This window comes from Pedobacter changchengzhani (assembly GCF_004354365.1).
GTDB classification, from domain to species: Bacteria; Bacteroidota; Bacteroidia; order Sphingobacteriales; family Sphingobacteriaceae; genus Pedobacter; species Pedobacter changchengzhani.
This window is the reverse complement of the sequence record NZ_SJCY01000017.1, coordinates 1-23,812: the sequence shown is the minus strand read 5'-3', so window position 1 is coordinate 23,812 and position 23,812 is coordinate 1. Positions and strand designations below refer to the sequence as shown.

The 23,812-nt window shown below is 35.7% G+C and carries 17 protein-coding genes; 9 read left to right on the top strand and 8 right to left on the bottom strand.

Translation table 11 applies throughout. The annotated features are described in order from the left end of the window. Nucleotides 1-13: 13 nt before the first annotated feature. Nucleotides 14-3,208 (top strand): efflux RND transporter permease subunit, encoded by a 3,195-nt coding sequence (locus EZJ43_RS16405; RefSeq protein WP_133263807.1) that lies wholly within the window; start codon nt 14-16, stop codon nt 3,206-3,208. Between the two features lie 498 nt (nt 3,209-3,706). Here EZJ43_RS16405 and EZJ43_RS16400 read toward each other — a convergent pair whose 3' ends face one another. After that, nucleotides 3,707-5,497: a M61 family metallopeptidase gene (locus EZJ43_RS16400; protein ID WP_243718120.1), complete on the bottom strand. Its 1,791-nt coding sequence runs from the start codon at nt 5,495-5,497 to the stop codon at nt 3,707-3,709. Between the two features lie 308 nt (nt 5,498-5,805). Between EZJ43_RS16400 and EZJ43_RS16395 the strand changes: the two genes are divergently transcribed. From EZJ43_RS16395 to htpG, 6 genes are all read left to right on the top strand, one after another. After that, nucleotides 5,806-6,882 carry an efflux RND transporter periplasmic adaptor subunit gene (locus EZJ43_RS16395; RefSeq protein ID WP_133263805.1) on the top strand — a complete coding sequence of 359 codons (1,077 nt, stop codon included), beginning with the start codon at nt 5,806-5,808 and terminating at the stop codon, nt 6,880-6,882. A 1-nt stretch (nt 6,883) separates the two neighbouring features. Further along, nucleotides 6,884-9,991 (top strand): efflux RND transporter permease subunit, encoded by a 3,108-nt coding sequence (locus tag EZJ43_RS16390; protein ID WP_133263804.1) that lies wholly within the window; start codon nt 6,884-6,886, stop codon nt 9,989-9,991. A 1-nt stretch (nt 9,992) separates the two neighbouring features. Beyond that, on the top strand, nt 9,993-11,303 hold the full coding sequence (locus EZJ43_RS16385; protein WP_133263803.1) for a TolC family protein: 1,311 nt from the start codon (nt 9,993-9,995) through the stop codon (nt 11,301-11,303). Between the two features lie 16 nt (nt 11,304-11,319). Beyond that, nucleotides 11,320-12,174, top strand: a complete 855-nt coding sequence (locus EZJ43_RS16380) for an N-acetylglucosamine kinase (protein WP_243718119.1) — start codon at nt 11,320-11,322, stop codon at nt 12,172-12,174. Between the two features lie 105 nt (nt 12,175-12,279). Next, the gene (locus EZJ43_RS16375) at nt 12,280-12,672 is read left to right on the top strand and encodes a response regulator (protein WP_133263802.1); all 393 of its coding nucleotides are present in this window, start codon (nt 12,280-12,282) and stop codon (nt 12,670-12,672) included. 155 nt (nt 12,673-12,827) lie between these two features. Beyond that, complete coding sequence (htpG, locus tag EZJ43_RS16370; RefSeq protein WP_207924651.1) at nt 12,828-14,714, top strand: molecular chaperone HtpG; 1,887 nt, start codon at nt 12,828-12,830, stop codon at nt 14,712-14,714. A 90-nt stretch (nt 14,715-14,804) separates the two neighbouring features. Here htpG and EZJ43_RS16365 read toward each other — a convergent pair whose 3' ends face one another. After that, nucleotides 14,805-15,299: a type I restriction endonuclease gene (locus EZJ43_RS16365; protein ID WP_133263801.1), complete on the bottom strand. Its 495-nt coding sequence runs from the start codon at nt 15,297-15,299 to the stop codon at nt 14,805-14,807. Nucleotides 15,300-15,579: 280 nt separating this feature from the next. Between EZJ43_RS16365 and EZJ43_RS16360 the strand changes: the two genes are divergently transcribed. Further along, on the top strand, nt 15,580-16,320 hold the full coding sequence (locus EZJ43_RS16360; protein ID WP_133263800.1) for a LytR/AlgR family response regulator transcription factor: 741 nt from the start codon (nt 15,580-15,582) through the stop codon (nt 16,318-16,320). 110 nt (nt 16,321-16,430) lie between these two features. Here EZJ43_RS16360 and EZJ43_RS17265 read toward each other — a convergent pair whose 3' ends face one another. Genes EZJ43_RS17265 through EZJ43_RS17255 form a run of 3 tightly spaced genes read right to left on the bottom strand, consistent with a single transcriptional unit; the run spans nt 16,431 to nt 17,030 of the window. Continuing rightward, the gene (locus tag EZJ43_RS17265; protein ID WP_165953199.1) at nt 16,431-16,598 is read right to left on the bottom strand and encodes a hypothetical protein; all 168 of its coding nucleotides are present in this window, start codon (nt 16,596-16,598) and stop codon (nt 16,431-16,433) included. A gap of 48 nt (nt 16,599-16,646) precedes the next feature. Then, on the bottom strand, nt 16,647-16,814 hold the full coding sequence (locus EZJ43_RS17260) for a hypothetical protein (RefSeq protein WP_165953198.1): 168 nt from the start codon (nt 16,812-16,814) through the stop codon (nt 16,647-16,649). A 48-nt stretch (nt 16,815-16,862) separates the two neighbouring features. Continuing rightward, a complete protein-coding gene (locus EZJ43_RS17255; RefSeq protein WP_165953197.1) occupies nt 16,863-17,030 on the bottom strand; it encodes a hypothetical protein in 168 nt (55 codons plus the stop codon). 142 nt (nt 17,031-17,172) lie between these two features. On the opposite strand from EZJ43_RS17255, the gene EZJ43_RS16355 reads away from it, so the two are divergent. Next, on the top strand, nt 17,173-18,255 hold the full coding sequence (locus EZJ43_RS16355; protein WP_133263799.1) for a sensor histidine kinase: 1,083 nt from the start codon (nt 17,173-17,175) through the stop codon (nt 18,253-18,255). 25 nt (nt 18,256-18,280) lie between these two features. On the opposite strand, the gene EZJ43_RS16350 is transcribed toward EZJ43_RS16355, so the two are convergent. From EZJ43_RS16350 to EZJ43_RS16340, 3 genes are all read right to left on the bottom strand, one after another. Continuing rightward, nucleotides 18,281-21,106, bottom strand: a complete 2,826-nt coding sequence (locus EZJ43_RS16350) for a lantibiotic dehydratase (RefSeq protein ID WP_133263798.1) — start codon at nt 21,104-21,106, stop codon at nt 18,281-18,283. 168 nt (nt 21,107-21,274) lie between these two features. After that, nucleotides 21,275-23,245: an OmpA family protein gene (locus tag EZJ43_RS16345; RefSeq protein WP_133263797.1), complete on the bottom strand. Its 1,971-nt coding sequence runs from the start codon at nt 23,243-23,245 to the stop codon at nt 21,275-21,277. Nucleotides 23,246-23,317: 72 nt separating this feature from the next. After that, nucleotides 23,318-23,812, bottom strand: a 495-nt coding sequence (locus EZJ43_RS16340) for a PorP/SprF family type IX secretion system membrane protein (protein WP_133263796.1), incomplete at its 5' end; no start/stop codon positions are given.

Here is a 23,812-nt window from a genome sequence, read left to right as displayed (position 1 = left end):
AAATAAAATAAAAATGAAAATAACAGATATTTCTATAAAAAGGCCTTCGTTGGTAATTGTGGTTTTTACTGCGCTTACTTTACTTGGGCTATTGAGCTACTTCTCTTTAGGGTATGAATTACTTCCAAAATTCTCTCCTAATGTAGTATCCATTTCAACCATATATCCAGGTGCTTCGCCTAACGAGGTTGAAAATACCGTAACTAAAAAAATCGAAGATGCGGTATCTTCAATGGAAAACATTAAGAAAATTAATGCTGTTTCCTTTGAGAGTTTATCCGTGGTAACGATTACTTTAACAGATCAAGCAAAAATCGACATCTCGCTAAATGATGCGCAACGTAAAGTAAACGCAATACTATCTCAGTTACCTGCTGATGTGAAAACGCCATCATTAAGTAAATTCTCTTTAGATGATTTGCCGGTGATTACCATGTCTGCTTCGGCGAGTATGGATGACATTACCTTTTATGATTTAATCGACAAACGAATTGCCCCTGTTATTTCTAGGGTTTCGGGTATTGCACAGGTAAACTTAATTGGTGGTTCTGAAAGAGAAATCCAAGTTGCTTTAGATGCAAATAAGTTACAAGGTTATAATTTATCAGTGCCTCAAGTGCAGCAACTTATTTTAAGTTCAAATTTGGATTTCCCTACCGGAAGTATTAAAACTGTTAATCAGGATGTTTTAATCCGTTTATCGGGTAAATATAAAAGTATTGATGAGCTTAGAAATTTAGTTTTAACAACAACCAAAGATGGCACTCAAATTCGTTTAAGTGATGTGGCCGATGTTCAGGATTCGAAGAAAGAAACTGAGAAATTAGCGCGTATTGATAGAAAAGGTGCAATTGCAATTCAAATTATTAAACAAAGTGATGCCAATGCAGTAGAAGTAAGTAAAGGTGTACACAAAATAATCGAAAGCCTTGAAAAGGAATATAAATCTGATAATCTAAACATTAAAATTGTAAGTGATAGTTCAATCTTCACTTTAGAATCGGCTGATGCGGTTATTCACGATTTAATTTTAGCCGTTATTTTAGTGGCCTTAGTAATGCTGTTCTTTTTGCACAGTTTACGTAATGCATTAATTGTAATGGTATCTATTCCGGCGTCGTTAATTGCAACGTTTATTGGCATCAGTTTATTCGGCTATACTTTAAACTTAATGTCGTTATTGGGGCTATCTCTGGTGGTCGGTATTTTGGTAGATGATGCCATTGTGGTGCTCGAAAATATACAGCGGCACATGGAAATGGGTAAAAATAAAGTTAGGGCAGCTTCTGATGCGACAAGAGAGATCGGCTTTACCGTAGTTTCCATTACTTTGGTAATTGTAGTAGTATTTTTCCCTATTGCCATTAGTTCTGGTTTAGTATCCAATATTTTACGCCAATTTTGTGTGGTTGTAATTATGGCAACGCTACTTTCATTATTCGCTTCGTTTACAATTGTTCCATTATTGTTCTCACGATACGGTAAATTAGAGCATATTGAAGGTAAAAATGCATTCGGTCGTTTTATCCTTTGGTTTGAAAAGCAGTTAAAGAAATTTACATTATGGGTAACCAGTATTTTAACATGGTCGTTAAACCATAAGAGACGTACAATTTTTACGGTTGTAGTTTTATTCGCAGCTGCGATGTGGTTGGCAGGCGCTGGTTTCATCGGATCAGAATTTTTCCCTAAATCTGATAAAGGAGAATTCTTAGTACAAATAGAATTGCCAAAAGATGCTTCATTAGAGCAAACCAATGCATTTACACAAAGAGCAGAGGCTTTTTTAAGTACAAAACCAGAAATTACGCAGTTAATTACAACTGTTGGGCAAGCAACGGGAGATTTTGGTGGAACGCAAGCAACTGCATATAAATCAGAAATCAATGTAAAATTGGTTGACCGCAGCAAGCGAGCAGGTAAATCATCAGATATTTACGCAACAGAAATTAGCCGTGCTTTAGCTAAAGAATTGGTTGGTGCAAAGGTTAAAACCGTACCAATTAGTATTATGGGTACAGCAGAAAATGCGCCAATTCAAATGGTGGTTATGGCTTCTGATTTAGATAGTGCTTTAAAATATGCAGAAGGTGCGCAAAAAGTATTGGCAACTATTCCTGGTGCAACCGAGATTAAGTTATCAGTAGAAAAAGGTACGCCAGAAATTAACGTTCAGGTAGATCGCGATAAAATGTCGGCCTTAGGTTTAACACTGGCAACAGTTGGTTCGACCATGCAAACCGCTTATGCGGGTAATACCGATGGTAAATATAGAAAAGGTGAGTACGAATACGATATCAATATTCAATATCAAGATTTTAACAGAAAAAACATTGATGATGTTCGTAATTTGATTTTTATCAATTCGATGGGCGCGCAAGTTAAGCTGGCACAATTTGCAACCATTACAGAAGGTTCGGGCCCAAGTCAGTTAGAGCGTTTAAATAAATCCACATCCGTTTCGGTAAAAGCCCAATCTATTGGTAGGCCAACAGGAACAATTGTGGCAGAATTTCAACAGAAATTACTCGATTATCAAAAAAGTGGCAAGCTAAAAACACCTACGGGCGTAAGTTATACTTGGGCAGGTGATGCAGAAAATCAAGCAGATGGATTTGGCACTTTGGGTATCGCTTTATTGGCTTCGCTAATTTTAGTTTACTTAATTATGGTTGCTTTATACGATAGTTTTGTATATCCATTGGTGGTGATGTTCTCTTTACCTCTGGCATTAATCGGTGCTTTCTTAGCGCTGGCTTTAACAAATAACTCTATCGGTATTTTCACCATTTTAGGTTTTATTATGCTAATGGGATTGGTGGCTAAGAATGCAATTATTCTAGTCGATTTTACCAACCACATGAAAGCTGAAGGAAAATCGACAATTGAAGCACTTATTTTAGCAAATCATGCGCGTTTACGTCCAATCTTAATGACAACCATTGCCATGATATTTGGTATGTTGCCTATTGCTTTGGCAAGTGGTGCAGGTGCCGAATGGAAAAATGGTTTGGCTTGGGTAATTGTGGGCGGTTTAACCAGTTCTTTATTTTTAACGCTGATTGTTGTGCCAGTGGTTTATCTAATATTTGATATGATGTTAAACTATTTTGGTTTTAATAAACAGGTTAAATCAATTGATGAATTATTAGAAGAACCTTATGACCATAAAGATGTGTTGGAATACGATGCAGATTTAGATCAGTAACGAGAATTCAAATGAAAACGGTTATCGAGTTAGTTCTCGATAACCGTTTTTTTGTTTATAAATCTTTCGGAAAGGAAAACAATTCTTCATTGGAAAATCTGGCATGTGCATGAACACCAACTATGAACTGTCGTCATTCCCGTGAAAACGGGAATCGTAATGCGAAACACAAACCTATTTATTGTTTTAAACCTAAATTCGATAATTGTTTTGTTGAAAAACATGCTCCATTTGCGTTATACTTATCTTTATCTTCCTGCTGAATTTATCTCAGCATCTTTCCTGCTATAAAGACCCTGAACTGAATTCAGGGTGACGACAGCTCTAAACCAAAATTGCATTTATACTCTAGAAAGCAATATTTAATTATTCAACTCAGGTTTTTAAATTCCCACCCAAATGAGAAAAAAACACATTTAAAATTACGACCAAGACATCATAAAAAAATGGGCTGTCTAGATTGCTACAGCCCATTATTTTCATAGAATTAATTTAGGACTACTTCCCCGTCCATCGCTTAAGCACCGCTTTTTGAGCTGACGTAGCGTTTTCGTTCACTGCTGATTTTAACCTGACATTCGGATTTGCCTTTAATAAAAGTATTAAATCCTTTTCAATGCCATCACGGTCAATTTTTACCTTAAGCTCATCGCCAATATTTTTTTCTGCCACCAAAGGGATTGCATCTAAAGAAAAGGAAGAAGATTTTAGTTTCATGGTCGCTAACGCAATATTAATTGTTACCCCATCCAAAGCCAAAATTTCATCGTTAACATTTAATCCACCTATCCATGCAGCAGAATTTCTATCCGTTCCTGTTACCACAAGCCTATTTCCAATTTGCAAGGTAGCGCCTGTAACAGGTTTATTTGGCGTACTATTTTCAGCAGACATATTTATTCCTGCATAACCCAAGTATTTAGCATATTCCAATTCATCAACCCCAGTAACATATTTTGCCCAAAATTTTGTAAAATCTTTACCCGAAATTTTCTCAACCATGGCTTTAAATTCTGCATCGGTATAACCACGCTTTAAAGTTTTGCATTGTAAATACATCGCCCGCATCACATCATCCAAACTTTTAGTTCCCTTTGTAGCGTTTGCAATCTCCAAATCCATTAAAATACCTATAACATTCCCTTTTGAGTAATAAGAGATCGAATTATTTTTCGAATTTTCATTCGGGCGGTAACCAATAATCCAAGCATCGAAACTAGATGATGCAGCAGATTGGTATTTTGCACCAATTGAATTTACAACCGTACCTAAAGAGGATGTAATTTCAGATAGGTATTCATTCAAGTCGTAAATACCCGCTCTATACAAAAACTTATTCTCGTAGTAAGAGGTAAAACCTTCTGCAATCCACAAATTTGTAGTATAATTTTCGTTATCATAATCAAATGGACCTAAAGCAATAGGCCTTAATCGTTTTACATTCCACAAATGACTGTACTCATGCGCAACTAAACTTAAAAAGCCTTTGTAACCGTTTTCATCAGCATATGCGTCTCTAGATGCGCCTAAAGTTGTAGAGTTTAAATGCTCTAAACCTCCTCCTCCTCTTTTAAAATTATGAACGATGAATAGGTAATATTTATTTGGATTTTCGCCATAAACAGCCGTTGCTTGTTCTACAACTTTGGCCATATCTATTTTTAACTTTTCCTTATCGTAATTTCCACCACCATACATGGCCACTTCGTGCCTTACGCCCGATGCCATAAATTCAAATGTATCTTGGTTGCCAACTTCTATCGGACTATCGTAAAGCCAGTCGAAATTTGGTGCATGATAAGTAAATTTTTTGCCTTCAACTGGTGTTAAACCTGTAGATACTTTTGCCCAAGTTTTATAAGGAATAATTTTAACTGTACTCGGAACGTTAATCATCCCATCAGGGTGCATAAATATTCCCGTTGGCGATAAAAACGCATGAGATTCATCAATAAAAGCCGTTCTTACCGAAATTTCGAAGGCATAAACCCTGTACTTAATTTTAATTTTATCGGCTTTTGATGAGAAAATTCGCCAAGTATTTTTACTTACTTTCTCAAATTTTAAATTTTGCCCACCCGCAGAAGCTGAAAATTCTTCAACACTCTTTTCAAACTCGCGTACTAAATACGAACCTGGTGTCCAAACAGGCATTTTTACATCAACGTAATTGTTTACAATGCCAGCTATATTCATCTGTACTTCGGCATAATGTGCCTGAGGCTCAGTAAACGAAACTTCAAAATCAATTTTTACTTGCGCACTTACAGCCATTGAACTTATTAACATTAAAATTATACATAAATTTGATTTTTTCTTCCACATATTTGTTGATATTTTGAGCAAAATAAGACTTAATACACTCGTTTTAAAAATAAATGAATATTAGTGGTGTAAAATAATCAATACATCTATCAATTTCTTGTATTTTTTTTGAAAATGATAGTTGCGCTACCACTCAATTAAAATAAAATAGTTGCGTAAAAAAGCTGTAACAAACTTAATACAACGTTTTTAAGGCTCATTTAATTAATATTTTTAGCAGAAAATTCAAAACACCCATCGCAGTTATCGCTTTATGCGTAAATAAAATACAAATGAAAAAAAGATACATTTTTTATATTATCCTTGGGCTTGGCTTGGCGTACTTGGTTTATTATCGCATTAGCGCCAACAACAAAATAGAAGGTAAAGGAAGCGGAAAAGGTACGAAAGAAAATAAGTCGGCCCCGCCACTAAATGTAGATGGAATGGTGGTAAGCCTAAGTAAATTCGATAACGACATTGAAGTTACCGGCAACATCGATCCAAATGAATCGGTAGTGCTTAAAAGTGAAGTTTCTGGCTTGGTAACGGGCATTTATTTTAAAGAAGGAAGCAACGTAACCAAGGGCACTACTTTGGTAAAAGTTAACGATAGAGATATACAGGCACAGTTACAAGAGGCCTTAACCAAACAAAAACTTTCTGCCACTACCGAAAATAGGGCAAAACAATTATTGGCCAAAGGCGCCATCAGTCAAGAAGAATACGATGCTGCCTTGGCAGATTTAAAATCTTATCAATCGCAATCGCAGTTAATAAGGGCGCAACTTGCTAAAACATCTATCGTGGCGCCATTTAGTGGCAGAATTGGTTTACGCAGTATTTCCACTGGGGTATATTTAACACCCGCAACGGTAATAGCTAATTTAGTTAGCACAAATCCCGTAAAAATTACTTTTTCCATCCCCGATAAATATGCAAGCTTAATTAAGGTTGGTTCGGAAATTATTTTTACAACCGATGCCTCGCCAAAAGGAAATAAAGGCAAAGTGTATGCAATTGAACCGAGTATTAATGAAGCCACCAGAACTTTACAAGTTAGGGCTTTGGCGCCCAATGGTGATAATGCACTATTGCCCGGCTCGTTTGCAAAAGTTAAGCTTTCGCTAAATACACTTAATGATGCCATCTTGATTCCTACCGGGGCGGTAATTCCGGTGCTTAAAGGTAAAATTGTGTTTGTGGCTAAAGGCGGCAAAGCCGAAGAAAGAAAAGTTGAGGCAGGCACTCGAACTGCAGACAATATTGTGATTACCTCTGGCTTAACAGCTGGAGATACCGTACTTGTTAACGGGTCGATGTCGATGAAAAAGGGTTCAGCGGTGAAAGTTCATTTGATTAAACAGTAATATGAGCATATCCACCACCAGTATAAAAAGGCCAGTTTTGGCTATCGTGATGAATTTGATGATTCTGCTTTTTGGCATCATTGGATACAATTTTTTGGGCGTCCGCGAATATCCTTCCATCGATCCAACGGTGGTTTCTGTCCGTACCTCCTACCCCGGTGCAAATTCTGATATCATTGAATCGCAGATTACCGAGCCTTTAGAAAAATCAATTAATGCCATTGATGGCATCAGAAATATTTCTTCATCCAGTAATCAGGGAACAAGTAATATTACCATAGAATTTAATCTTGGCAAAAATATAGAGGAAGCTGCCAACGATGTGAGAGATAAAGTTTCGCAAGCGAGCAGAACTTTACCTAAAGATATTGATGGTTTACCCGTGGTAAGCAAGGCTGATGCAAATTCCGATGCCATTTTATCGTTAACCATTCAAAGCGATAAAAGAAATACGTTAGAATTAAGTGATTATGCAGAGAATGTAATTGCCGATAGAATCCAAACCATTCCGGGGGTAAGTAGCGTTCAGATATGGGGCCAGCGGAAATATGCGATGCGCATTTGGATGGATCCAAACAAGCTTTCATCTTACGGCTTAACCTCACAAGATTTAGTTACAGCGCTGGATAAAGAAAATGTAGAGCTTCCATCGGGAAAAATAACTGGCGCAACTACCGAATTAACAGTTAAAACACTTGGTAAACTTACCAATGAAGAGCAGTTCAATAACTTAATTTTAAGGTCAGATAGCAACCAAGTTGTTAAGCTTAAAGATGTAGGCTACGCGATACTGGGACCAGAAAATGAAGAAACGATTTTGCGAGAATCTGGCAAACCCATGGTTGCAATAGCAATTATTCCGCAACCAGGCGCTAATTATTTAGATATTAGCAATGAGTTTTATAAACGATTTGATAAACTAAAGGCCGATATTCCAAAAGATATTAACTTAAAAGTTGCACTTGATAATACAAAATTCATAAAGCAATCCATTACTGAGGTTGCAGAAACCATTGGCATATCGCTGGTACTGGTTATTTTAATTATTTACCTGTTTTTTAGAGATTGGGGCATTGCTTTCCGTCCGTTAATTGATATTCCGGTATCGCTCGTATTTACCTTCTTTATTATGTACATTTTTGGGTTTTCCATTAACGTATTGAGTTTGCTGGCAATTGTTTTAGCTACAGGACTGGTGGTGGATGACGGTATTGTAGTAACTGAAAATATTTTTAAAAAGGTAGAGGAAGGGATGTCGCCATTCGAAGCGGCAATTAAAGGCTCAAACGAAATCTTTTTTGCAGTTATTTCTATATCCGTTACGTTAGCAGCCGTATTTTTACCCGTAATATTTCTGCAAGGTTTTGTAGGCCGGCTTTTTAGAGAATTTGGCGTTGTAATTGCTGCAGCCGTATTAATTTCGGCATTTGTATCGCTTACTTTAACACCAATGCTCAATGCCTATTTAATGAAAAAAGGCGGACATAAGCCTTCTAAATTCTATAATTTTACTGAGCCTTATTTTATAAAACTAAACGAAAACTACGCAAGCAACTTAAATAAATTTTTAAACAAAAGGTGGTTGGCCATTCCAATTATCCTTTTTTGTATGGGATTGATTTTCCTGTTTTGGAACATTTTACCAAAAGAGACTGCGCCTTACGATGATAGAAGTTCAATCAATATCACAGCAACCACACCAGAGGGCTCATCGTTTGAATATACAGATCAATTTATTTTAAAGTTGAATAAGCTGATTTTAGACTCGGTACCCGAAAAGAATACAAACATTACAATTACTTCGCCCGGTTTCGGTGGTGGCTCTACAAATATGGGTTACGTGCGTATGGGCTTGGTAGATCCTAGCGAAAGGGAAAGAAGTCAGAAAGACATTGCCGATCAGCTTACCAAAATAACCAAAAAGTTTACCGATGGAAAAACAATTGTAAGCCAACAGCCAACAATTTCCGTTGGCCGTAGAGGTGGTTTACCTATCAGTTACATTATTCAGGCACAAAATTTCGAAAAGCTAAGAGAAAAGATACCCATTTTTATGGATGCGGTGAGTAAAGACCCGACATTTAGCGTGTCGGATGTGAATTTGAAATTTAACAAACCCGAAATTAATTTATCGATAGATAGAGACAAAGCGAAAAATTTGGGCCTTTCTATTGCTGATATTGCGCAAACTTTAAATTTAGGGTTAAGCGGACAACGATTTTCATACTTTTTTATGAATGGAAAGCAATATCAGGTAATCGGCCAATTTGATAAAGGCGACCGAAAAGACCCGATGGACTTAAGTTCTGTTTACGTTAAAAATGATAAGGGCCAGCTTATCCAACTAGATAATGTGGTTACCGCTAAAGAAGAAAGTAGCCCGCCACAACTTTACCGAAACAACCGATTTATATCAGCAACTGTTTCTGCAGGTTTAGCGCCAGGCAAAAGTATAGGCGAAGGAATAGATGCCATGAATACAATTTCGAAAAAGGTTTTAGATGAAAGCTTTTCGACAGATTTGAGTGGCGAATCTAGAGATTTTCAAGAAAGCTCATCGAACACACTTTTTGCATTTGGTTTGGCTATTTTATTGGTTTATTTAATTTTAGCAGCTCAATTCGAAAGTTTTAAAGATCCTGTTATTATTATTCTAACTGTACCAATGGCAGTTGCAGGGGCATTTTTATCGCTTTGGCTCTGTGGCCAAAGTTGGAATATTTTTAGCCAAATTGGTACCATTATGCTTATCGGCTTAGTAACCAAAAATGGTATTTTAATTGTCGAGTTTGCCAATCAGCTAAAAGAAAAAGGTGTGGCTATACCCGAGGCCATCAGAGAAGCAGCAGTTTCTCGTTTACGCCCAATTTTAATGACAAGTATGGCAATTGCCTTCGGCGCGTTACCAATAGCACTTGCACTGGGTGCAGCAGCAAAAAGTAGAATGAGCATGGGAACCGTAATTGTAGGCGGAACATTGTTTTCGCTAGTTTTAACGCTGTTTGTTATCCCAGCAATTTATTCTTATTGGGCAAAACCATATAAGCCGAACAAAGAATTAAAAAATGCTCATCGTTTTGAACAGGAAGCATTATTAACAGAAGAATAAAATGAGTAAGAAATTATATTTAACTATTGTATTTATCGGTATTTCCTGCATCAGCTTTGCGCAAGAAAAACTAACCCTGCAACAGGCAATTACCATCGCTTTGCAAAATAATTACGATATTAAAATCAGTAAGAACGACATTGATATTGCTAAAAATAACGCCACAATTGGTAATGCTGGTATGTTGCCGAACGTACAGGGCAGTTATACTAACGGTGGAAGTTTACAGAATACCACACAAACGCCTGCAAATGGGCCTGATAAGGTAATCCGCGGGGCAAGAAGCACAAACAATAATTTAGGAGCCGATCTAAATTGGACAATTTTTAATGGCTTTACCATGTTCGCCAATTATGATCGCTTAAAAGAGCTTCAGAAACAAGGAGAGTTAAACTCACGATTGGTGATTTTAAACACAGTATCTGATGTAATTTCATCATACTATGATATTGTTAGGCAACAACAATTAGTTGCTGCTGCCGATAGCTCGATGGATGTTTCGGTTTTAAGAAGTAAAATTGCTAAAATTAAACTTCAACTTGGCAAAGGCTCTAAGCTAGATTTACTTGCGGCGCAGGTAGATTACAACAGCGATACTTCTAACTACCTACAAACTAAAAACACGCTACAATTGGCAAAAGTTAGGCTAAACCAATTGCTGGTTAGGACAATTGATACCGATTTTACAGTTGATAATGTAATCACTTTAGATGCCACTTTAACTTACAATCAGTTGGCAGAACTTACAGAAAAGCAAAATCCAAATGTTCAAAATGCTTTTATCAACCAAAAAATTGCAACCTTAAATTTAAAATCAATCCGTGGTGCAAGGTATCCCGTGGTAAGCTTAAATTCTGGGTATAGCAGGGCGAATAGCACTAGTCCTACTGGTTTTAACCAAAAATTTGAAGCAAACGGGTTAACGTATGGTATTAGCGCAAAAATTAACATTTTTGATGGCTTTTTGCAGAGACAACAAGAACGTAATGCAAAAATCGAAATCGACAACTCGTTACTTAACTTAAATAAAACCAAAATAGATGTAAATGCGCAACTCCGCACTGCGTTTCAAAACTACCGCACCTACTTAGATTTGATAAACTTAGAACAGCGTAATTTAGATATTGCCAAAGAAAATTTAGATATAACCTTAGCAAAGTATAGGTTGGGTAGCATTGCACCGTTAGAACTACGAGAAGCGCAACGCAATGAAATTGACGCAAAAAACCGCTTTATAGAAATGCAGTATCAAACCAAAATTGCCGAAACTACCCTAAAAGAAATTAGCGGAACTATTAATTTATCTTATTAATTTTTATATTTATCGCATGATACTTGTTGCAGATAGTGGATCATCAAAAACCGACTGGATGGGCTATTCGAACGGCGAAATTATTAATTTTAATACAATTGGTATAAACCCTTATTTCGTAAACGAACACGAAATCGCTAAGGTTTTATCTGATAATGCCGTTGTTGCACCATTTAAATCTCTAGTAACCGAAATTCACTTTTTTGGCGCTGGTTGCTCCCTGCCCGATAAGCATGAAATCGTGTCAAATGGCTTGTCGAGTGTTTTCCCAAATGCATTTATCGCGGTAGATCACGATCTTTACGGCTCTGTTTATGCTACTTGTGGCAACAGCGAAGGTATAAATTGTATTTTGGGTACGGGTTCTAATATTTGTTATTTTGATGGAAAGCAAATTCAAATTGGCACGCATGGCTTGGGTTATATTCTAGGCGATGAAGGTTCTGGCACTTTCTTCGGGAAAAAGATTTTATTGAGTTATTTATATGATAAAATGCCCCAAGAATTAGCTGTTGAATTTAAAAAAATGTTCCCTACAGAAAAAGAGGAAGTGATTACAAACGTATATCAAAAACCTTTCCCTAATATTTATTTAGCAGGTTTTAGCCGATTTATGGAAAATCATAAAACGCATCCTTATATTAAAAACATACTAAAAACTGGTTTTCAGCTCTTTATAGATACCCACATTAAAGATTACGAAAATTATCAATCAATTCCTTGCCATTTTGTTGGCTCCATTGCCTTTTACTATCAAGATATTTTGATAGAAGTTTTAAAAGATAACGGCATCAATGTTGGTCGTATTTTACAAAAACCAATTGAAGGATTGTTTACGTATATTTTAAATAGAGAAGGGATAGAAGTTTGATAATTATTGCTATTGATTAGCATGTAAAATTATATTTTAAAAAAGTACAAACACAATTGATGATTTTGTGTTAATTACTACACAGCACATAAATGCCCATTATAAATGAAAAAAATATTAGTAGTTGATGACGATATTGAGGTTTTAGAAACCATACAATTAATCTTAGAAATTGGTGGATTTGAAGTTTCGGCGTTAAGCGATGGCGAAGAAGTTTTTAAAAGAATAGAAGATTTTAAACCAGATCTATTATTACTCGATATTTCTTTGGGGCATATTGATGGACGTGTTTTGTGCGAGCAACTGAAAGCGACCCAAAGTACATCGCAAATTCCAATTTTGTTAATCTCCGGTTTGTATGAAGCCAAAGATTTTACCACTTTGAATTATGGTCAGGATGATTTTCTATCAAAACCTTTCCAAATGGATGTATTGCTAAAAAAGATTTTTAAAATCTTATCGCTGGAGGAAGAAAATCCTAGTGTTAATCTGAATTAATAATTTACACTTAATATATAAGCCAAAAAGCAATTCTGTTTTTTGGCTTTTTTTATGCAACACCATTTCGAGATTTTTACTGTCATTTTGTCAAACAAATTGCTTTGGAACATGCATTGTTAAGTACAACCTGAACAATCAATTTAATTACATATATGAGCATTCAAGAAAAAGGAAATATATCCATCCATACAGAGAATATTTTCCCTATAATTAAGAAATTTTTATACTCTGATAACGAGATTTTCCTTCGTGAGTTGGTTTCGAACGCAGTTGACGCCGTTCAAAAAATAAAAAGGTTAGGCGCGTTGGGTCAGTTTAATGGCGAAGTGGGTACACCTTTGGTACAAGTTGCCGTTGACAAAACTGCTAAAACAATAACCATTAGCGATAACGGTTTGGGCATGACGGCCGAAGAGATTAAAAAGTACATCAATCAGGTTGCTTTCTCGGGTGCGAGCGAATTTGTAGAGAAATTTAAAGATGCGAAAGACGCAAATGAGATTATCGGTAAATTTGGCTTAGGCTTTTACTCTGCTTTCATGGTTGCCGATTTAGTAGAAATTCAAACGCTATCGTACCAAGAAGGCGCGGAACCGGCACGTTGGATTTGTGATGGAAGTACTGAATTTGAAATTACCGAAGGTACAAAAACCACTCGTGGTACGGATATTATTCTGCATGTTAATAAAGACTCTGAAGAATTTTTAGAAGAATCTAAACTGCAAGAAATTCTTGATAAGTACGCTAAGTTTTTACCAGTACCAATTAAATTCGGTACAAAAACCGAATCAATTGAAGATGGTGAAGATGAAGAAGGAAAGAAAAAATATCAGGATGTGGAAGTTGATAATATCATCAACACAACAAGCCCAATCTGGACAAAAGCACCTGCAGATTTGTCAGACGAAGATTATTTAAACTTTTACCGTGAATTATATCCTTTTAGCGAGGAGCCGTTATTTTGGATTCATTTAAACGTAGATTATCCATTTAATTTAACTGGCGTATTGTATTTCCCTAAGTTGAAAAACGACTTCGAAATGCAACGCAACAAAATTAAATTATATTCTCGCCAAGTATTTATTACCGATGAAGTAAAGGATATAGTACCAGAATTTTTAATGTTATTGCATGGCGTAATCGATTCGCCAGATATTCCATTAAATGTATCTCGTAGTTTCTTGCAGGCAGATAGCAACGTTAAAAAAATCAACAACTACATTACTAAAAAAGTTGCTGATAAATTAGGTGAATTATTTGCTAAAGATCGTAAAGCTTACGAAGATAAATGGAAAGATATTGGCATTTTCGTGAAATACGGAATGATCAGCGAAGAGAAATTTTACGATAAAGCCAAAGACTTTGCGTTGCTTGGCAATACTAAAAATGAACTTTTCACTTTACCAGAATACAAGGAAAAAGTGGCGCCATTACAAACAGATAAAAATGGAACAGTAGTTTATTTGTACACCAACGATGCCTCAAAACAAGATGCCTTTATTCAATCTGCTAATAAAAAAGATTACGATGTTTTAGTTTTGGATTCGCCTATCGATAATCACTTTATAAATCAATTAGAGCAGAAATTAGAAAAAACTTCAATAAAAAGAGTAGATTCTAGCGTTGCTGATAAGTTGATCGAGAAAGACGAAGTTAATGAGCATATTTTAACTGATGAACAGGTTAAAGAAGTGACAACAATTTTCGAAAAAGCAATTACTAAACCAGGCTTGCAAGTAGAGGTTGTAGCTTTAAATCCTGATGAATTACCTGTAACCATAACTATGGATGAATTTATGCGCCGTATGAAAGATATGGCCGCTATGGGCGGTGGAATGGGTTTCTACGGACAGATGCCAGATAGTTATAAGGTTGCCATCAATGGAAATCATAAATTGGTAAGCAAAATTTTAAAAGCCGAAGGCGAAGAACAAAGCAACTTAGCCAAGCAGGCTATAGATTTAGCTTTGCTAGCACAAGGCATGTTAACAGGGCCAGAACTTACTGCATTTGTTAGCAGAAGTGTTGCACTTATTTAACACAAATAAATCTTTTCACAAAAAAGCCCTTAAGATGTAAATCTAAGGGCCTTTTTTTTTGGGATGTATATTTAATAGGAACTGGATAAGCTAACTGGCTAAATTATGCTTGACGTTAAAGTACTCGCTGTGGTCTTCTATTAATTTCGCAATTACAGCAGCTTTAGTATCCTTAATGTTAAATTCAAAAATAGGTTCTACTTTCTTTTTACTTTTAACCATTTTCTCGGTATAAAAACGATACACTAATCCATTGGTTAATAACCCGTATTTGGCTTTGGTTTTACGGAAATAATTCGAAAGACGAGAATCATCAATATCTAAAGTATCGTTGTGATGCTTACATTCTACAAGAATAGTCGGCTTACCATCTTTCATTATGGTATAATCTACCTTTTTTCCCTTCTTGTACCCAAAGTCTAACACAGCTTCAGATTGAACTTCGCTTGGATTAAAAACATCGTAACCTAAAATTTGGATAAAGGGCATCACTAACGCGTTTCTAGTAGAATCTTCAGACTGAACATGAGGAAGCATTTTTTTAATTCTGAGGGCAAATTGGCCAATTTCGTCTTTAAGTTCCATAATGTCAACAATTGTAAGGAGGTGGATGATTAATATTTAGTTTCGCCTTTGAGTAAGACGAGAAATACATTTATTAATTTGCGTTCTAATTAATAACTAAAGATTATGATTTGGCCATGCAAAAATTATTTTTTTACACCAACCTACCAGAATTTTACACGAAACCATAGATATTTGGCTTGATTTAAAGCGAAAGATAAATTGACCTTATTTTTTTTATCATGTATTGCATAATAATTAAAGATTTTAATAACTTGCATTAAATCATCCAACATATATTATGAACTTAAAATGTGTAATCATAGACGATGAACAACATGCCATTGATGTTGTAACCGATCACATTGCAGAAATGCCAGGTTTAACACTACTTAAAACATTTACTAGTCCAATTCAAGCATTGACAGAGATTAGCACTTCGGATGAAATTGACTTATTATTTATGGATATTGACATGCCAGGAATTAACGGGTTGGAACTTGCAAAAAGCATCAGAGATCGTACAAAATATTTGATTTTCACAACCGCGCATCCAGATTATGCCCTGCAAGCCTTTGATGTTCAATCAGACCAATACTTGCTTAAACCAATATCGTTTGCAAAATTTGCATTAGGGATAGATAGAATTTTGAAAAAGGAGAGTAATTTAGCAAATAACAAACCAAAGGAAGTTGATCAAACTGCGGCCCTTTATATAAAAGGTGACCACAAATATGCATTTTCAAACATTGCAATTGAAGATATACTTTATATTAAAGCGCTTCAAAATTATATTCAAATAATTACAAAAGTAGAAACGCATACTACCTATTTAACACTTAAAGAGATAGAAAAAGCGTTAGAAAGCCAACCTTTTATTCGTGTTAACAAATCGAACATCGTGGCTAAAACGGCAATCAAAAAAGTTGATGGAAATATTATTCGGTTGGTAAACAACGAAATGATACAAATTGGAGAAGGTTACAAAGAAGCTTTCTTTCAATATGTACAGAGTTTTTTACTTAAATCTAATAGAAGTTAGTAATTTCTGCATTGTATATTCAAATTAAATTTTGATTTTTTAAAGCATCTAATTAAATAATACTTTGAATCTTCTTCATCCATTACATTTTCGGATAAAATAATACAGAATTAAAAAATATTACTCATCGTCATAATTACAGTTTGAGCAGTAATCGGATCTAAAGAAACATCACCACCAGTAGTAGTTTTAGTTTTGAAATCAGCACTCTGATTTTTTACACTTTTATAAACGAATACAGTTTTTTTATCTAACTTGATTATACTTTGAGTTTTCATAATTTAAGAGTCTATTTGTAAAAATTAATAGGTGGTTGTTTAGTTTATCTAGAAAATGTTACTCATCGTCATAATTACAGTTTGAGCAGTAACCGGATCTAAAGAAACATCACCACCAGTAGTAGTTTTAGTTTTAAAATTAGCACTCTGATTTTTTACACTTTTATAAACGAATATAGTTTTTTTATCTAACTTAATTATATTTTGAGTTTTCATAATTTAAGAGTCTATTTGTAAAAATTAATAGGTGGTTGTTTAGTTGATCTAGAAAATGTTACTCATCGTCATAATTACAGTTTGAGCAGTAATCGGATCTAATGAAACATCACCACCAGTAGTAGTTTTAGTTTTGAAATTAGCACTATGATTTTTTACACTTTTATAAACGAATACGGTTTTTTTATCTAACTTGATTATACTTTGAGTTTTCATAGCTTCTATTTTATTTGTGAAAAATTTAATTGTTACTTTTAATACCATAAAGGTGCAAATCTAAAATTTGAAACTTTATTTTTTTACACCAAGTAGCTATAATAACTGACGAAACCACCTTTTTGACCCTTTAAACGCTAAAATGAGCTCTATAGTCCTTAAGCAATTTTATAAAAAATATAAATTTCATTTAATCGTTTGGGGTGTCTATATTATTTATGAAGTGTTTATTACTGGATTAATTAACCGCGCATTCGGACAGCCTGGAGTGTATGTAATGGTCTATTCGATAAATATTATTTCATTTTATGCGTATGCCTATTTATTAAACAAAACATTAGATAAAAAAAACAAATTCATTAAGATATTAAATATGTTATTAAATATCTTAATTATTTTTGTTGGGTATGCACTTTCAAGTTTTACACTAAGAGCTGCATTTGTTAAACTTAACTTTATAGAATTTGACGCACCATTACATTTCAATCTGCCTTTTATACTAGCCTGCTTATGGCGCTCCCTATACTTTATAGGTTTCTCAACTGGTTATGTTTTTATTATGAAATCTTTTAGAGATCAGAAAAGATCAGAAGAACTGGAACGAAGAAACCTACTAGCCACCATTGAGAATCAAACTTTAGAGAAGGATTTAGTAAATACACAGAATAATTATCTCCGAAGTCAGATTAACCCACATTTTTTGTTTAATACCCTAAATTTTATTTATAACGATGCTCGAAAAAAAGCCCCGATTGCTGCGGAAGCAATAATGGATTTAGCGGAAATGATGAGATACGCATTAAAAAGACCAGAGGTTTCAGATTTAGTCCCTTTAGCAGACGAGATTGAACAAGTTGAACATTTAATTAACCTCCATAAATTAAGAACAGCTAACGCTATAAATTTCAACCTCGAAGTTGAAGGTGATATCTTTGGAGTTCGATTTCCACCTCTAATTCTATTAACACTCGCCGAAAATATGTTTAAACATGGGCATATCAACCACGGTACTCATAATGCAGTAATTAGAATTAATTTCGAATCTAATCTGTTAATAATTGAAACCGTAAATATGACCAATAGTGTAAAAGCCAAAGAAAGCACAAATTTGGGAGTTGAGAATATTCAAAAAAGATTAGCCTATTTTTACAAAGATGACTACACATTCACCTATGGTAAAGATGAATTAAATAGATATATCTCTAAAATTACCGTTAAAATATAGAAATAGATACCTGAAATTCAGTGTTTTATTTTTGTGTCAAATTTTTAGATAAAGCTTTTATGCGTTGCAAATCTTTCAATAAATAATAATACATTACCATTTCGTGGGTTCGTTGTGCCTTATTAAACAGACGGTTAACGTGCATGTGCATCAAATCTCCGAATAGCTTAGCCCTTTTTGCTTCTTTACATTTTTTTAAAACGGCCACTAACGAAGCATAAAAATTATCAAACATTAATTGTTCTTCTTCATCCAAAACTGGATTATCCTCAGTTTTATATACTTGGTAAGTTGCGTTTAGTTTTTTGAAAGTAGAAGCATCTAATTTATGCTCCGTGTTAAAAGCGTTTGAGTTAGCAAGAATTATTTTATTAAACTCCTCATTTTCGAATAAACTAGGCTCATCTTTTAACTTTATAGCAAGTTTAGCGCAAAGTTTATATTTATCGTTAATACTTGTAGCTGTTTGAATTAGTGAAAGTACATAAGCACTATCAATAGCAAAATGTTGTTCAACATCCTCCATTAAATCATTTCCATAGCGTTCTATTTCACGCCTGTAGGTTTTTACAACTACGTCAGACACAATACCTACAATCAATTCATCTTTTAAAAGATTGCTTAAAGCGCCAATTAACTTTTGTCCGTCTTCCGGATTGTGCAACAAGATCCTCAATCTAATGTGGTCTCCCTGCTCATTATACCGAATAAAAAACCACGATTTAATTAAATTACCATATTCCACTAAATAGCTGTTTATCGATGTAGCTAACAAACTATCTGATCGTTGTTGGTGACAAAATACCTCAAAGTAAACCCATTCTTCTCCGGGAGCAAAAAACCTTTTAATCGGTGTCGATGCTAAATCCTCGCCATCATAAATTCCATTATAAATCTGCTTATCATGTGTCAACGCCAGTACAAATTGTCCATTATAAGCGTTTCCGTCCAAATCAGCTATTAATGGGGAAGTAGGCAATTTTACTTCTTCCAAAAAGCAAGATTTTTGCTTTTGCATATATTGAATAAAATACTTTAAATCGAGATCATCATTCAGGTTAAAACATAGCGTTTGGTCTCCATTACCGGTTTTAAAATATTCGACAATACCCCTATTTTTTAGATAAAGCCTACATAAATCTAAATCATTATTTTTGCCGATGGCCTCAAAGAGTGCTTCTTGCACTATTTTCCATCTTGCCATCGATAGAATCAAATTTTTGTACTGAAACCGTGGGTAATAATTGAGATCTGGAAAAAGATGTTCCAATTTTAAAAGTAAATTACTTTGCACGCCTTGATGTTGCAAATCGCAAAACAACCTAAAAACTGAAAGGTCAGAACGAGAATAGTTGTAAGCTGAGGAAAGCTTCGGGATTAGTCGTTTCTTGTACTTTTTCGATCGTAAAATAACTTCACCATTTCTAACCGACAGCATCATATCACTCATCGAAAGTGGATCGTTTGATGTATCGAAATTCAAAATTGCTACTTGGTAATCGTAAATTTGCTTTCTTCTATTAATATTATCAACCTCGCTTTCCACCATATAACCTACATCAAAAAATAGGACATTCGGATTAGCGTTTGCTTCTACTTCAGCTATTTGTTTAGTGAAATTGTAAATAGCATCATTTGCAATTGTAAACCTACCACTTAGCGAATTTGCAGTGGACCCGCCCAACTGCTCAATACAAACAAAGTCATCTACCACGCACATCATCAAGTTTATTGTATTAGGCAATTGAGTAACGGCAATATCCGACGGCTGACTGATTTTTTCAAGAAATAGCGTTTTCCCAACTTCAAACTCTCCCGCCAATAATTTGCTTTTTATCGCCTTTCTTACAAAATCCAAGGGGCTAGGCTTAGCTTCAATAGCAGCTAAATTGGCAAAATAGTTTACAAAATCATCACTAGCTTCACCATGTTCCAAATCATCATACCCTACACCCAATTCCGGATCCAACGCAACATTTAGCATAACTTCCCGCTGATCAAATTTAGCAATAAACCGATTTATAAAATTTTTAAATGCAGTTTTTTCATTTTTTGATGTAAGTTGCTGCAGTAATTCGATAAGTTTCGGTAAGGCAACTAATATTGAGGTATCCAAATTTCCAGCAATAACTTTTCGCTCAGCTAATATATACTTAGGCGTTTCAGGCTCAGATTGCAAATCAATTCTTTCAAAATAGTCTTCTCCTATGATATTGGGATGCCGATCAGAAAAAAGCAATTGCAAAGCAATCATGTCATTTACCAAACTAAAAATCTCTTCTACACCCAAACCATCATGCTCTATATCCCCTGCCAAATCATTAAACTTTTTTGGTTTTAAACAAGCGTTGAGTATTTGTAGCACCACTTCATTTTGATCAATCTCAGCCAATTCAAATTGTCCGTTTGTACAGGCGATATACCTTATAGACTGTGGCGTTAAATAAAAACTGCTATTGGTAAACAATTTATTATTGCGATCGAACAATTCTTCTTCATTCTGCCTGATGGTATTTTTTACGGGCCAATCAATAAATTCATGGAGCACCAATTCCTTGCGAACTAAAATTTTTCCATCGCTTTTATCCGAATTTTTATCTAAAAAACTGAAACCCGCAAAAGTACCATAAGGTGTCGGTCGAAATTTTGCGCGGTTGAAATATTTCCAAATCGTAAATTGGATTTTTTGAGGCAATGAATCTAAATCCGCTGCATTTATATCCTTAATCGTTTCGTAAAACGATGATGATGATATTTTAATGGCTTCCTTAAGTTGAATCCAATTGGGCGCTAGGGTTGCATTTACAGAAAACTTTGGCGTACGCAGGATTAACGATGGATGGATGTTCATTTTCGAAGATTATAATCGAAAAGTACGAACATTTTAGTTAATTACAATAATACCCTAATGGAAATACTTTGCTATCACCAAAAAATTTGCGCCTATTTTGCACAAAAAAAGCCATTCTCAAAAAAATTGAGAATGGCCGAGCATTATTTGTTTAGTTTATTATCTTATTTACTGCTTCACAATTTTGAATTCAGTTCTTCTGTTCAGTTGGAAATCGGCTTCTGAACATTTCACACCGTTTGTGCATCTGTTTACCGGCATACTTTCGCCATAACCTTTTGCAGTGATCCTGTTCTTGCTTATCCCCTTATCAATAATATATTGAACCGCAGAATTTGCTCTTTTTTGTGATAGCCACTGATTGTACTGGTCGTTACCTCTACTGTCAGTGTGCGAGCCAAGCTCGATCCAGATTGTAGGATTGTCGGTAAGTATCTTTACAAGTTTGTCAAGCTCTACAGCTGCATCCGGCCTGATGTTTGATTTGTCGAAATCGTAATAAATATTCTCTATCTTGATCGGTTTGTTGATCACGATCGACTCCAGAAATAGGTCTTTCGTCAGTGTTGATGATGAGACCAATCCTCTGGTGGTCAGCGATGCTACATCACTCCTGTAATTATCCTTGCTACCTAAAAGTACATAGTCCGATGATTCATCAAGACCAAAATCAAATTTTCCGTCTGCCTGGGTTACAGTCTTGAGTTGGGTTCCGTTTTTATTCGTCAGCGTAACTAACGTATTTACAAGTGGTGTCTTCGAAACCTTGTTAAAGGCTGTACCCACAAGCTTGAATGCAATGATTTCTCTATCCACAAAACTATAGATATCATCCTGTCCCAATCCTTCATTCCGGTTGGATGACAGATAGCCTGTTTTTGGCGCATAAGTGGTAAACGCAAAATCATCTTTCGGAGAATTGGTTGGATAGCCCAAGTTTTTTGGTACCGAGATTTTCCCACTTTCTAAACGTGCCTTATAAATATCAAGCCCGCCCATGCCTACTCTACCATCGCTGCTGAAATAAAAATTGTTGCTACCGTCGAAAAACGGTGTGCGCTCATTGCCCTCAGTGTTAATGTCCTTCAGGTTTTCCGGAACGCCCCAGTCACCTGCTTCAGTTTTCAGGCTCGCATAAATATCAGTACCACCCTTTCCACCAGGCATGTTCGATGCGAAATACAGCGTATTCCCGTCACTGCTGATGAACGGATCACCAACAGAATACTCATTAACATTGTTGTACTTAAAGGGTACTACTTCGCCCCAATTGCCCGAAGTGTCTTTTTTACTACTGAAAATCTCCACGTTAACCGTGGCAAGCTTGCTTTTTAATATGCTGTTCTTCGAAAAACTCAGCTCATCGTCGATCTTGGTCAAAGTAAAGTACATCTCTTTTCCATCTGCCGTAAAGCTGGCCGCACCAACGTGGTAGTTCGTGCCCGTGTTTAACGGAAAAAGCTTTACACTATCGGTACCCTTCTTCATGTACAGGTGGAGGTAACCGTTTCCCGTAGAACCGTATATGTTTCTATTTGGCTTCTTCGATCCGTCGAACTTTAAAAAAGGTCTTCCCCCCGTAGCTGATTTTCCAATGGAATCTTTCCTGTCGGATGTGAACACCATTTCATCCATATATTTTACACTCCCCCAATCAGACTGTGCCGAGTTGAGTCCTTTCTCATTGGTTATCGCAACCTTTGTCGGTGACCTCATCCACATTACTGCCGAATCGCACGAAGAAAGTATGATGTTCTGCTTATTGGACGGAAAATCCTTGTCGAGTGAAAAGTATTTTAAGAACTGTGCCTTCGCATCTGCATATTTTGAATTGTTCTGTAGTGCCAGCGCATAGTTGTAAATATTGATCGGAGCACTTTTCGGCATCTCCACCACTTTGGCATACCAGCTTTCTGTCTGCAGGTAATTGTTCATCAAAGCGTAACATATCGCCAGTTGCTCGGCGGCATGCAGTGTTGGATTTTTCTTATACGCCACCTCGTACAGGTCAACTGCTTTCGCATAGTTGAAAAGTTCGAACTGCACATCAGCCTCTTTTAGCACATACTGCGCACTGGCAGGTCTGCTCATCAGAGCAAGTAACCCGAATATAAAAAATGCTAGTAGATTTCTTTTCATTTTATTGTATTTAAACGGTCTGCTATATTAATTTATCAGACCAGATATCATCATCTTTTAATTGAAGTTTCCTTAAAAAACCCTTGGCGTAAGCATTCTTACATTTCCTTTGTTGAAGAAATAGCCCACCGAGATTTCGTGGGTAGATCCACTATAGCCCTGAAGTGGCCCTATAGAAAAATCATAGGCATAACCGATCCTTAGGTTCGGTGTAGGAAAGAACTGCACTGCACCGACCGCTGAATTTAGGTTGCTCAGGTCTTTCTGCAGGTATGACTTGTTGTAGATCTTTACGCCGGTGCGGTAAGAGGCACCTACCCAAAATTTCTCTGCAAAGATAACAAATGCATTCAGGTCCAGACTTGTAGGACCGCCCCTGTCGTCTTTTAACAGAAAAGAGGGCTTGAGCAGTACATCATAAGAAAGTGGCACAAGCACGCCAGCGGTTAAATAATAGTGCGGTTTTGGCTGTGGGATAAAAGCATTCTTGCTGATGTCGAGGTATTGCGAAATGAGGTTATCTGCACTCAGGCCTGCATAAAAATTATTATCAGAATAGTAAACGCC

Coding starts and splice junctions, on each gene's coding strand:
- EZJ43_RS16405 (WP_133263807.1), top strand. CDS start 14: ATGAAAATAACAGATATTTCTATAAAAAGGCCTTCGTTGGTAATTGTG.
- EZJ43_RS16400 (WP_243718120.1), bottom strand. CDS start 5,497: ATGTTAATAAGTTCAATGGCTGTAAGTGCGCAAGTAAAAATTGATTTT.
- EZJ43_RS16395 (WP_133263805.1), top strand. CDS start 5,806: ATGAAAAAAAGATACATTTTTTATATTATCCTTGGGCTTGGCTTGGCG.
- EZJ43_RS16390 (WP_133263804.1), top strand. CDS start 6,884: ATGAGCATATCCACCACCAGTATAAAAAGGCCAGTTTTGGCTATCGTG.
- EZJ43_RS16385 (WP_133263803.1), top strand. CDS start 9,993: ATGAGTAAGAAATTATATTTAACTATTGTATTTATCGGTATTTCCTGC.
- EZJ43_RS16380 (WP_243718119.1), top strand. CDS start 11,320: ATGATACTTGTTGCAGATAGTGGATCATCAAAAACCGACTGGATGGGC.
- EZJ43_RS16375 (WP_133263802.1), top strand. CDS start 12,280: ATGAAAAAAATATTAGTAGTTGATGACGATATTGAGGTTTTAGAAACC.
- htpG (WP_207924651.1), top strand. CDS start 12,828: ATGAGCATTCAAGAAAAAGGAAATATATCCATCCATACAGAGAATATT.
- EZJ43_RS16365 (WP_133263801.1), bottom strand. CDS start 15,299: ATGGAACTTAAAGACGAAATTGGCCAATTTGCCCTCAGAATTAAAAAA.
- EZJ43_RS16360 (WP_133263800.1), top strand. CDS start 15,580: ATGAACTTAAAATGTGTAATCATAGACGATGAACAACATGCCATTGAT.
- EZJ43_RS17265 (WP_165953199.1), bottom strand. CDS start 16,598: ATGAAAACTCAAAGTATAATCAAGTTAGATAAAAAAACTGTATTCGTT.
- EZJ43_RS17260 (WP_165953198.1), bottom strand. CDS start 16,814: ATGAAAACTCAAAATATAATTAAGTTAGATAAAAAAACTATATTCGTT.
- EZJ43_RS17255 (WP_165953197.1), bottom strand. CDS start 17,030: ATGAAAACTCAAAGTATAATCAAGTTAGATAAAAAAACCGTATTCGTT.
- EZJ43_RS16355 (WP_133263799.1), top strand. CDS start 17,173: ATGAGCTCTATAGTCCTTAAGCAATTTTATAAAAAATATAAATTTCAT.
- EZJ43_RS16350 (WP_133263798.1), bottom strand. CDS start 21,106: ATGAACATCCATCCATCGTTAATCCTGCGTACGCCAAAGTTTTCTGTA.
- EZJ43_RS16345 (WP_133263797.1), bottom strand. CDS start 23,245: ATGAAAAGAAATCTACTAGCATTTTTTATATTCGGGTTACTTGCTCTG.